Source organism: Alphaproteobacteria bacterium 33-17 (assembly GCA_001897445.1).
GTDB lineage: Bacteria > Pseudomonadota > Alphaproteobacteria > Rickettsiales > 33-17 > 33-17.
In genome coordinates this window covers 1-8,188 of the sequence record MKSX01000012.1, presented here as the reverse complement: position 1 = coordinate 8,188, position 8,188 = coordinate 1, and the positions used below count along the sequence as shown (strand labels likewise).

The 8,188-nt window shown below is 26.4% G+C and carries 8 protein-coding genes and 2 pseudogenes; 1 reads left to right on the top strand and 9 read right to left on the bottom strand.

Going from position 1 to position 8,188, the window contains the following annotated elements; translation table 11 throughout:
- Positions 1-1,813, top strand: a pseudogene (locus tag BGO27_03590) (hypothetical protein).
- 39 nt (positions 1,814-1,852) lie between these two features.
- Here BGO27_03590 and BGO27_03585 read toward each other — a convergent pair.
- The 9 genes and pseudogenes from BGO27_03585 to BGO27_03545 form a co-directional block, all read right to left on the bottom strand.
- Positions 1,853-2,194 carry a hypothetical protein gene (locus BGO27_03585; protein ID OJV15194.1) on the bottom strand — a complete coding sequence of 114 codons (342 nt, stop codon included), beginning with the start codon at positions 2,192-2,194 and terminating at the stop codon, positions 1,853-1,855.
- 73 nt (positions 2,195-2,267) lie between these two features.
- Positions 2,268-3,443: a hypothetical protein gene (locus BGO27_03580; GenBank protein ID OJV15193.1), complete on the bottom strand. Its 1,176-nt coding sequence runs from the start codon at positions 3,441-3,443 to the stop codon at positions 2,268-2,270.
- Positions 3,444-3,647: 204 nt separating this feature from the next.
- Positions 3,648-4,103 carry a hypothetical protein gene (locus BGO27_03575; protein OJV15192.1) on the bottom strand — a complete coding sequence of 152 codons (456 nt, stop codon included), beginning with the start codon at positions 4,101-4,103 and terminating at the stop codon, positions 3,648-3,650.
- A 70-nt stretch (positions 4,104-4,173) separates the two neighbouring features.
- Positions 4,174-5,664, bottom strand: coding sequence for a hypothetical protein (locus BGO27_03570; protein OJV15191.1), 1,491 nt, complete (start codon positions 5,662-5,664; stop codon positions 4,174-4,176).
- A gap of 7 nt (positions 5,665-5,671) precedes the next feature.
- On the bottom strand, positions 5,672-6,478 hold the full coding sequence (locus BGO27_03565; GenBank protein ID OJV15190.1) for a hypothetical protein: 807 nt from the start codon (positions 6,476-6,478) through the stop codon (positions 5,672-5,674).
- Positions 6,479-6,601: 123 nt separating this feature from the next.
- Entirely contained in the window at positions 6,602-7,018 is a 417-nt protein-coding gene (locus tag BGO27_03560; protein ID OJV15189.1) for a hypothetical protein, read from the bottom strand.
- Positions 7,015-7,374 carry a hypothetical protein gene (locus BGO27_03555; GenBank protein OJV15188.1) on the bottom strand — a complete coding sequence of 120 codons (360 nt, stop codon included), beginning with the start codon at positions 7,372-7,374 and terminating at the stop codon, positions 7,015-7,017. The genes BGO27_03560 and BGO27_03555 overlap by 4 nt, the downstream gene beginning before the upstream one ends.
- Positions 7,375-7,429: 55 nt before the next feature.
- On the bottom strand, positions 7,430-7,888 hold the full coding sequence (locus BGO27_03550) for a hypothetical protein (protein OJV15187.1): 459 nt from the start codon (positions 7,886-7,888) through the stop codon (positions 7,430-7,432).
- A gap of 69 nt (positions 7,889-7,957) precedes the next feature.
- Positions 7,958-8,188, bottom strand: a pseudogene (locus BGO27_03545) (hypothetical protein).

The following is an 8,188-nucleotide window of genomic DNA, read 5'->3' as shown; positions in this document are numbered from 1 at the left end:
GTGTTTAGAATATCTATCATTTAAGGACAAATGTCATATACAACATGCTGGAAATGGACCACAAAAGAGAATAAAAGTTAAAAGTGGTAAAGTGTACAAAGTTGATGGGTATATTGAATCAACAGATACCGTTTATGAATTTGATGGATGTTACTGGCACGGATGTGAGAAATGTTACCCTAATCATAAAATCAATAGGGTTAACAAGAAAACAATGTTAGAGTTAAGAAAAGCCACTGAAATACGTCAAAGAGAAATCAAAGAATGTGTCAAAGAATTAGTGGTAATAAAGGAATGTGAGTGGGATCAAAAAATAAATAAATATACATGTGAATGTTCAACGGAAAAGTGTAGTGATCTTTGTGAAGAAAATAAAAAGAAAATCCAAGAATATAAAAAATGGGAAAGAACATTTGATAAAAGTAAAATAGTAGGAAAATTAATGCCTAGAAAAGCATTCTTTGGAGGTCGTACAGAAGGTCATCGTTTATATCATAAGTGTAAACAAAACGAAAAGATATTGTATTTAGATTACACAAGTTTATATCCCACAATTAATAAATACGGTTGGTATCCTATAGGTCATCCAAAGCTACACAAAGACATTACACCTGAAGATGCTATCACAAAGAAGGGATTAATATATTGTGATATATTACCACCAAGAGGATTATATTATCCTGTATTACCAGCAAAAGTAAATGGTAAATTAAATTTTATATTGTGTATAACATGTGGTGAAACAAGTTGTAATGATAAATGTAACCACAATGATAATGAACGTATGTTAAGAGGTACGTGGACACATTTAGAAATTTTAAAAGCCATTGAAAAGGGATATAGAATAAATAAAGTTCATTCCATGGAAGTATTTGAACAAGGTGAAACAGGTTTGTTCAAAGATTATGTCAATAGGTTCTTGAAAATTAAACAAGAATCAAGTGGATGGCCTAAAGATTGTAAATCAGATGAGCAGAAAGAAGAATACATCAAGACATATTATGAACGTGAAGGTGTGTTGTTAGAAAAGTCTAAAATAGAACACAATGCTGGTATGCGTGAAGTATCTAAACTATTTTTAAATAGCTTATGGGGTAAATTTGGTCAGCGTGATAATATGACCAAAACAAAATTTATTAGAGAACCAAGTGAGTATTATTCAATGAAATACTCAACACAATATGAAATAATGGATGAAATGATAATAAATGATGAGTCGAAAGGTGAAGATCCATTAATTTCAATAAAATATAGACATAAGGATAGTGAATTACCAACTCAAAATAATGTCAATGTGTTCATAGCAATTTATACAACATCACAAGCAAGATTAAAGTTGTATGATGTATTAGATAAATATAATGAAAAGGTTTTATATTGTGACACAGATTCAGTCTTCATATTAATGGATAAAGATACAAAATTAGATTTACAAATTGGTGATTACCTAGGTTGGTTAAAAGATGAATTAGGTGGTGATTATATAACAGAATTTTGTACAGGAGGACCTAAAAATTATGGATATAAAACAAGTGATGGTAAAACAAAATGTGTTGTTAAAGGTTTTTCTCTTAATTACGAAAACTCAGAAAAAATAAATCTACAAACAATGATAGATATGGTAAAAAGAGAAAAACAAAATTATGACAAATCCTTAGAAGAACAAAATTCAATTGTATTAGATAATCAATTTGGAATAGTTAGAAGAGGTGGTGTCGTCTACACGGAATATTCTAGTAAGAAATACAGCTTTGTATTTGATAAAAGAGTAATTGATTGGAAAACATATAACACATATCCTTATGGTTATTAAAATATTGTAAAAATTCACATGCATTGCATGAGAAAAAATTCAATCAAACATAGAAGTCTTTTTTTTAGGGGAATTAACTTTAATAATTTTAATTCGATAAATTTTATTATAAAGTGTGAGTAATTCTTTTTCTTCATCATTTATATTTTCACGTTTTGGTTTTAATACGACACCTTTTTGACGAAGTTCTTTATATCTAGCTTCCAATTTTTCAATGTCATCAACTTTTTTTATTTCAGTTGATTTTTTTTCATTGTCAAGTTTTTTGTTTGAAATAGTAATATAATCATTGTAAGTAATATTAATTGTACTCAATTGTTTTAAAATTTCAATTTGGTTTGTTGTCAAAGATTGCATAAATTTATCAAATAATTCAGTCATGTTTTTTGTATACTATTTTAACTATAAGGATTTTTTTCAAAAATTTTTTAAAAATATTTTCAAAAATTTTTATTCATTTTTTCCAATAAGAATATTTTGATTTATCATGTCCATCAATTATGCTAATATTTTCCCAAGAATTGAATTTATCACTAAAACCCAACCATGAAACTAATACTTGTGTATTTTTACCTTTACCTTTTTTATCAATAATATCTTTAATTTTCCATTCACGATTATCAATATCACCATCTATTTTAACAAGTTCAGGTTCATAAAATCTACCTGTAATTTCCTCATCTTTTAAATCTTTAATAAAATAAGTGTATGGATTAGTGTCAAAAAATTGTGAGATTTTAAATATTTCGTAAGTATATTTATCATCAGTTGATCTAGCAAATGTATGTCTATTAGCTGCAATACGAACATAATCACCAACTTTGAATTTAGGAGGTTGATTAAAATTTTTATCATTATTATTATAATTATTACTATTTTCAATAGCCTTGTCAACATTATCTTTATTTACATTAGCAGGTTTCATTTTAATTACAGAATGATATGTATGGTTATAATTATAAACTAATTCTTGTAAATTATCAATGTATCTATAAGAACCCTGAATAGTCCAAAGTTTAGTCATCCTTAATTTTAAAGTATAGTGGAAACGTTCAATCATAGCAGCATTAGAATTAGTAGGAGCAACAAAGAATCTAATATCATTATCTTTCAAATATTTTTGAAAAACAGCACTAATAAACTCAGAACCAGAATCAGTCTGTAATACTTTAGGTTTTCGGCCTTCATCAATAATAGTTTTAAAAGTATTTTTTACAGTAATTGCTGTTTTATCTTTGATTGGTTGAACCCAAGCATATCTACTTGCAATATCTATAACTGTTAATAAATATTTATAATCATCATTAACTTTTGAATGTTGTTGCATATCAACTAAATCAGCTTGCCATTGATAATCAAAACCAATACTGATAATCTTTAAAGTTGGAAATGTTTTATGACTTTTTGCATTTAATGTATAACTATCAAGTTCATGTACAACATCATTTACAACATCGGGATCAGCATTAAGTTTTTTAGCAAATTCTGTTTTACCCATTAAACCAAATTTAGGATCTTGATATTTATTAATAATTTCATCCTTTGTATAATCTTTGTATTCAATCTGTGAATTGTTGTTTTTTATTTTGTTTATTGCAACTAAATCTTTTAAGATAGATTTATTTTTCAAGCGCTCCTGCGCATGAAAATTGAGTTGTCGTGAATTTCGCTCACGAAATTCTTGCGACAACTTATGTTTTGACATTTATATTCATAAATAATTTTAATTAAATTACATTAAAATACATTGAAAGTATATTGAAAATATTATAATTTATATTCAAATTATTATATGATAAATTATTATATATTATATAATAAATTAACTATAACTCTATAATAAATATTTAATAAATACTAAACACATTGAAATATAAATTTTATTGGTTGCTGGTAATGAAGCATTTGTAATTGCGCCAGTTTTATCTATAAAATTATTTAAAAATGTAAATGTATATGTTGAATTAATATTACCCATTCCCTTTTTAACTTGAAAAGGGATATTCAGATCTTTTTGAAATGATTTACTTACAACGCCACCGGTAGTTTCAATATTATTTATTTCAATAGGATATGTATAAAGAATTTGATCCTCTACAAGATTACTTTTAATTGTAACAAGATTCGGTGAATTATTTGCATCTAAATCAACAACAACTAAATTTTTCAAAACAATCTCATCAACTTCAAAGTTGATGTTAATAACATGATCAAATGTGGTAATAGCATCTAAATATCTGTTAATAAAAACAGTTTGATATTTAATATCATTTCTGGATTGATAAATCATCTTTTATATATGAAAAAATTTTTCAAATGCATTGCATCTGAAAAAAGATCTGGAAAATTATTGTTTATTTTTATCTCATAACTATTTCTGTTTGATTAACTGTTAATTCTCTAAGTACAACAGCATAAATATAATGAATTCTTGTAGCTGCTGCATTACCAAAATTAATATCAATTTCATATTTAACGGGTTCAGTTAACGGATAACCATCAATATAAACATCTGGATCAAATCTATCTAATGGTTTCATCCAAAATGGATTTGGATCAGTCCAATCTTGATACCAGACAAAATTATGATTATAATCATCAACAGATGTTATACAATTACCTTTCATTCTATTTCTTTGTAAAAAGTATGGTTCATTAAAAACAGCTGTACCAACTCTTTGTTTTACAGATGATGAATAAATAGGATTTCCATTTATTAGAGGATTGAAGTCAAGAATGTCAGTAGCACCAGTTGAAGCTGCAGCACCATCAGGATATTGTTCACCTAAAGCATGATAATATCTAACACCTTGATCTTTAGCAACATTAGAAGGAAACCAAAGAATTTTTTGAATATGAGATCCTTGAGAACGATTAATATCTAATTCAATATGTTGTAAAGTACCTGTTTTAGTTTGTTTTGAATTGTATAGATATGGAATGTGGTCAACAAATCCTCCATTTGCAAATTTTGTTTTCATATCTTGAACAATTACAGGATTATTTTCTGTACATAAATGAAATTCTAAACTTGTAATATCAAGATTTGCTGGTGGAACAACTGGAGTACTTTTTGCTGTTGTTCTTGCACAAAAATATATATTAGCAGTTTCACTCCAAGTAACTCTAATTTCTATAATATCACCGAAATATCTATTCTTATCCATTGCACAAATTGTATTTTTAAATAAACTTAAAGGTAATCTATTATGAATTTTTAATTTTGTATTTGTTGTAGTGTTTCTGATATGATATTTAGGTTCTAAAAACCCATTTTTAGCTACACCACCAGATGTTCTAATGACACCGTTGGTTGCAATCGAAGCAAGTGCAGCTGATATATCACCTTCTAAACCTGCAACACTAGCAGCACCACCTGGAATATCTGTATAAGAGATTAAAGAATTTTGTGGTGGAATCAGACCTGAATAAATACCTACATCATCGGCAGGAGAATCATTTCCTAACATTTCATCAAGTCTGGTTTCATGTCTTAAAACAGCTTTAGTATATTGATGACAATCAGGTATTTCACAAATAATAACTTGACCTTTTTGTGTCATAATTGTTAATCTTTGAAAGTGTGGAACAAGATCACAAAATCTGTAAACAAAATTATTCGCACCAACATTAGCAGCTTGTTCCTCAGTAAATCTAAAATAACTTCTCGATAAATTAAAAACTTGAGATGCTGGAATTTGAAATGTTGATTCTTGACCACCATTTGCATCTAATGTTACACTTCCACCATTATTTTGTTGAACAATACGTAAATATCTATAATCTGAATGATCTAATACTTTTTGTTTTCTTTGACTGATTTCTTTTGAAATTAAATTCGATTCACTCATTTTTTATTTAATTATTAATTTTTTTTGGTTTTTCTTGAAATTCCGTTATTTTATTTTGCTTATACACCATAATCTTAAATATCATATTCAATCCATTCAAATCAATTCTATCATCATCTTCATTTGTCAACCAGAATTGATAAATGTTGCTTTTATCTCTTGAAAACTTTTTTGCATTCTCTAATAGATTTCCATTGCTCTCATAAATAATATAAGAATAACTTGGATCAGAAAAACTTATAATATCATGTAAAATATTGTTTCCTTGATTCTGTACAATATTAGATCTTAAAAATAATGTAGATTCCTTGTTCATATTACATACATTTACTGATCGTATAACATTTGAAGTAAATTGATAACTTTTGTTTTTGTCAAATCCAAATAGTTCAAATAATGTATTATTGAAAGTAAAAATTGGTTGTGGATCACTAACATCAACTCCTGAAACAGTATAAGTTAATTTTCCATCTTCTCCTATAGTATTAATATTTTGAAATGATATTGTGTATTGATAATTATGTGGTGAATTTTGATTTAAAAGTTGTTGAGCAATATTTTTGAATGATGTTCTGGAATAATTTGATGGTGGAAAATCAATTGTAACTGAATCTGTTCCTTCTGTTAGTATGAATGAACTATTTTTTTGAACATTATAATATGATTTTGGTATGGAACAATTTAACAAAACTACATGTGTGTAATCTATATTTTGATTCAGATCCAGAAAATAAGAAAAATCAGAATGTGATTCATCTTCTTTTAATTTTTTCCGACTGTTGATGTAAAAAATTTGTTCATGCTCTATATTCATTTTTTTTTATTACTATAATTTTTCAAAGAAAAATTATTTTTACTCGAGGTATCTCGAGGAAAATTGAAATATATAGGATTTGCTCTAGCAAATCCATGATATATTTTATTTGTGTCCGTTTTTTCAATATGTAACTAATCCTTGTTTAGCCATCAGATCCATTGCTATTTTTCTAGCTTCTTCTGCCAAAATTGGTGCTCCTCGTCTTTTTGCTTCAACATATAAATCCATTGTTAATTTCTTTAACATTTCTCTATTCTTTCTTAATTGTTCACGTTGATAAAATCCATTTTTATCTAATCTATTATCTACTGCTTTCGCAATACTACTTCCTAAACTTCCTAATCCACCTGCTGCATTTCCAGCTGCAGCTGCAATTGCTGCAGGATTACCTCCAGATTGTTTTGATATAAATTCTACTTTTTTGGTTCCACAGACTGCACATTTTGATTTTAACATTCTCTGTCCATTCTTTGCTGTTTCTATTTTACCTCCGACATTCTTTGTCTTCTTTTTACATTTAACACAATATGAACTCATTTTTTGAATCCAAAATTTTTTTCAAGAATATCTTCAATAAAATATACTACTCCTGGATTATTTTTTATTAAATAAAATTTAATTGTTTCCCTCATAACATAAAATATTATTTCCAATCCTTTATCACCATACATTTTATATGCTAAATCAACATTTGTTTTAACTACATTTTCATCATAAATATTATTGTAAATATCTTTAGCTATTTTATGATGATGATGTTCATAATCGGTAAAATATTCAAATGCCACTTTATATAATACAAGTCCGCTATACATAAAATTATTTATGATATGAAATGATGGATAAGGATTTGTTTTAACAAAATCTTTAAGTTCTTCCAGATTTATCTCCATGTTATATAACTTTTCATTGAAAAATTATTTTTAAAGTTTTTTTTTATTTTTTTATTTATTTTTTATTTTTTAAATGTGCATGTTTCCATTCATCAATTTCAGACCAAGCTTGATCAATTAAATAAATAAAATATTTGTGATAACATTCAAGTGCTTCATGTTTTAGAAACATTTTTAAATATACAACTTTCATCAAATTATATATATCTTTCATAACTTTTATACCCCAACACTTATAAATTATGTGTCCTATTTCTTTTATTTTTTCCTTATAAAATTTTTTCTCATAAATACACTTCATAAGAAAATGATTGTATTCATTATATGAACACCATTGTCCATAAAGTATAAGATCAAATTTATCAACATTATGATAAAATATATATTTATAAATTTCATCATATGTAGGATAAGGATTAGCTATGATAAATTCTCTAATATATTTATCATACACTTCTTTTTGTTCATCATTTAAGCCTTCAAAGTTTAGGTCAATTGTGTTTAGTTCACTCATTGTTGTTTTTTTTTGATCAGTTCAAAAATTTTTTATTAAAAAATTTTTTATTTTTTTTTTTTCATTTTTTTATTTTTTCTTTCCTTTACCAGCACCGTAAAATAATCTATCTAGTTTTGCACTAGTTTCCGTGGCTAATCTAGCAATAGTGCTAGCATATGTTGGGGATGTCTTTAAAACTTCTAGGATATTTTGCATAATAAAATCGTTTGCTTCTTTTGTTAATAATCCATTTGATTTTAGAATGTTCATCACAAAATATTGACAATTGTTATTTACATGATCGTATTTAAAGAATGA

Bases quoted from the DNA above. Each gene is read 5' to 3' on its own strand.
- BGO27_03550 (OJV15187.1), bottom strand. From the start codon at position 7,888: ATGAGTGAACTAAACACAATTGACCTAAACTTTGAAGGCTTAAATGAT.
- BGO27_03560 (OJV15189.1), bottom strand. From the start codon at position 7,018: ATGAGTTCATATTGTGTTAAATGTAAAAAGAAGACAAAGAATGTCGGA.
- BGO27_03570 (OJV15191.1), bottom strand. From the start codon at position 5,664: ATGAGTGAATCGAATTTAATTTCAAAAGAAATCAGTCAAAGAAAACAA.
- BGO27_03565 (OJV15190.1), bottom strand. From the start codon at position 6,478: ATGAATATAGAGCATGAACAAATTTTTTACATCAACAGTCGGAAAAAA.
- BGO27_03575 (OJV15192.1), bottom strand. From the start codon at position 4,103: ATGATTTATCAATCCAGAAATGATATTAAATATCAAACTGTTTTTATT.
- BGO27_03585 (OJV15194.1), bottom strand. From the start codon at position 2,194: ATGACTGAATTATTTGATAAATTTATGCAATCTTTGACAACAAACCAA.
- BGO27_03555 (OJV15188.1), bottom strand. From the start codon at position 7,374: ATGGAGATAAATCTGGAAGAACTTAAAGATTTTGTTAAAACAAATCCT.